This is a genomic window from Cellulophaga sp. (genome assembly GCF_039943695.1).
Taxonomy (GTDB): domain Bacteria; phylum Bacteroidota; class Bacteroidia; order Flavobacteriales; family Flavobacteriaceae; genus Cellulophaga.
In genome coordinates, this window is the sequence record NZ_JBDVAA010000068.1 from 1 (window position 1) to 3285 (window position 3285).

Annotated in this window: 4 protein-coding genes; all 4 read left to right on the top strand. The window is 25.7% G+C overall.

Annotation, left to right across the window (positions count from 1 at the left end; genetic code table 11):
- On the top strand, positions 1 to 1121 hold a 1121-nt coding region (locus ABJD66_RS05140), incomplete at its 5' end, for a hypothetical protein (protein WP_348128932.1).
- A gap of 260 nt (positions 1122 to 1381) precedes the next feature.
- Complete coding sequence (locus ABJD66_RS05145) at positions 1382 to 2245, top strand: hypothetical protein (RefSeq protein WP_348128935.1); 864 nt, start codon at positions 1382 to 1384, stop codon at positions 2243 to 2245.
- Between the two features lie 96 nt (positions 2246 to 2341).
- Entirely contained in the window at positions 2342 to 2890 is a 549-nt protein-coding gene (locus ABJD66_RS05150; RefSeq protein ID WP_348128938.1) for a hypothetical protein, read from the top strand.
- A 200-nt stretch (positions 2891 to 3090) separates the two neighbouring features.
- The coding region (locus tag ABJD66_RS05155; RefSeq protein WP_348128941.1) for a hypothetical protein at positions 3091 to 3285 on the top strand (195 nt) is incomplete at its 3' end.

Here is a 3285-nt window from a genome sequence, read left to right on the forward strand (position 1 = left end):
AGGCTCAAACAGAAAGTTTAGATGCGCAAGAAACATTAAGTCAAAACACAGCTTTGGTAGAGCAGTTTGCACAATTAGCACCAATGGGTGTTAACCCTTATTTAACCGTTTTTTTAACATCGGTTTGCTCAAAAGTAGGTTTTCATAACGATTATGTAGGAACAAATCCTTTTTTTAGTAGTTGGATAGTTTTATGCATATTTGGTATACTATTTTTCTTTACATCATTAGTAGGTACAGTTTTTAAAACCAATAAAGCTACTGCTACTATTGGGTTAGCAGACACATACCTTTCAAACAAAGCAGCTTTAATAATTAATGCAATAGTTATTTTAGCTCCAACATTTATTTCTAATGACCCAGTACATAATGAAGTTGTTTACCAGGCAGGGTTTTTATCAATTAGTTTTAAAACGTTATTAATTTTAGGTGTCTCTTTATATTTTTTAGTAGTTGTAATGGCGTTTAAGTTTTTTATAGATATTCTAATTTTTTTATCACCAATACCATTTATAGATGCTGTTTTAGAGATTGCAAAAATTGCTATTGCAGCAATTTTTATAATTATTAGTATTGTTAGTCCTATAACTTCGGTCATTATAGCAGTTGTAATGTTTTTAATTTCTTTATTTTTTTATAAACGATCAATAAGGCTAATTAATAAAACAAAATATTTAATTGTTTATCCTATACTAAATATATTTAAAAGCAAAGAAACAAAGTTAACAGACGGGAAAAACTTATCAATTTTGGTTTTAACTAATACTAAAATTGGTAAACTAAAAAAAGGAATAATTGTAAGGTTACAAGAAACTGATGAAGGAATTAAACTGGTAAAAAACCGTTTTTTATTAGCTAACATTATCCAAGATATAGATTTAAGTAATTTTCACTTTAAACAAAATCATTTAGATATAATTATGTCTAATGAAGATGGTGCTAATTCTCTAGTTTTAAACAGAACTTATCATAAATACTTAAGTGAATTATCAGAGAAATACAACATAGAAATACGTAGTAAAAAAGAGCTTAATTTAAACCTGAAAATGGGTTTTATTAAAAAAATTAAAACCTTTTTTAATAAGAGTGATATAGCAGAGTTAAAATCTGTAGCCAAATAAATTATATTTATTCACAAACCCTATTTTATTTTTTAATGTAAAATCAAAAAATAAAACTAGATAAAATTAACATTGACTATTTAGTAAAACAAACTTTTGGTTTTTGCTTTCAACCAATACAACGGATTAAAAATAAAATTAGAACTATTTTTTTATAAAAAGATTTGGTGCATTTTATCTAAAAACTTCACCTTACTAAAAACACTATAGAAATTGTTTTATATTGTAGGAAAATTAATTAGTTTTTAAGGATAGAATATATGCAGGTAATAGAATACAATAAAAAAAAATTGGTTGAAAATGTAAAAATAAATTTTAAAGAAGTAATTAAAAAGTACAAGTTTTCAGTTAATCAAAACTTAGCAAAAAAAATAGACAATTCTAATGATACTTGTGTATATCTAGAAAATAGTTCATTAATTATCTGCTTAAATTTTAATGACTCTTATTCGTTTATAAACATTAGTCTTATATTTTATTTTAAAGAAAAGTCAGACTTTCTAGAACTTAAAGAGAAGCAAGCTCAATCCTTTTTAAAAATTGATGATAGTAGCTTAACAAAGTGGGTTTCTGATTATAATGATGTTAATAATAGTGCCTACAAGGAAGGTATTTATGAAATGAAATTAACAAACGATATGTTAATGCATCATTACAGTGAATTACTAAATGGGACTATGAATAAAAATGAATATTTAAAATTTAGCCATAAACCAAAAAAATGGTTTATTCTTTATTTTACAACCAGGTTACTAACAGCAGCTTCATTTGTTATTGCAGTTTCGGCGGGTAAAGAAAAGCTTTTTAGTATATATGAAGATGTATCAATTAAGGCAATTGTTATTTTATTATTCTTAAGTGGAATATCATATTACGTTTATTTAGTAATGTTAAAAAAAGTGGTTAAGACTAAATTTTATGATAAAAAAATAATAGAGTATCTAGAGCCTGTTGGCTATATAAATGCCATTGTATTTGCTTCTTTTTTTGCATACATACTTAATGATTCTAACAGTTTAAATAGTATTGCAATTTTAATTGTTTTAGGGGTCTTTTCTCTTTATGTTTTTTGCATCTTTAGATTATCGCAAATTAGAAAGTATTATTCTACATCTGTAAAGTAGACTTATACTTTTCTAAACCAATTCTTACTTATGAACTATAATGATTTTAAAAGTATTTCTTAAAAAACTTCTAATGAAGTACTTTTTGGTAGCTTATTGCATAGAGACTTGTGTAATGCTGAGCGCAGAGCCTATACAGAAGAAATACATAAAAGAGGTCTAGAGGAGCAATTAGCTGATGCAATAGAAGCTAATAATGCAAGAAAGGGAAGTGTAATAGACTCAGTTAAACAATTATCTAAGGAAGATTTGTTTAGCATAATACTTTACAATATGGATAGATTTGCAGAAGAAGAGTTAACTGTTTTTAAGGATGAAGCAGTAATAAGAGGTTTGCAAAACGAATTAACAGATGCTTTAAATGAAAAAGAAAAAAGCGATAAAGAGTTTCAGGATAAACTTGCAAATAGTTCTGATAACATTGTAGATCTGATAAATAACTTTCAGGAACATATGTTTGAAGTTGCACCAGGATTAAAAGAGAAAGTAGAAAAAGCAGAAAAGAAGTCTAAAGCCAACAGAATTGTTGGTATAGTATTATTACTTATAGGCCTATTATTGCTATATAAAGCAGGAAATAGTATAGTTTCTTTTAGTGTAACTGCTATAGGTGTTTTTTTATTTGTTAGAGGAGTTTTAAAGTAATTAACAGTCTTTTCTTTAATGAAAGGCAATTTACAATAAAGGAATAATGCTATTATTGATACTAGTTTAATTTATTATTAAATCTTTTATTTACGATACAGATTATTATAGCAAGGCAAGTTTGTTTAAAAAATAATATTAATAGTAATATATAAATACAATTATAATTTATATTGCGGTAATCTAAATATTTATTTAAAATGAAAAAAATCCTACTTACAGCACTTACAATATTTTTAGTTTCTTGTGCGGACAAAAAAGCAAAAACTGAAGAAACTAAAACTACAGAAGTTACTTCTAATAAAACGGAAGAAACCAATGCAAAACAAGAACCATCTAAACCTCTAAATAAAGAAATAAGTTTAGGAAGCTACACCGGAAAAATAAACAACAAT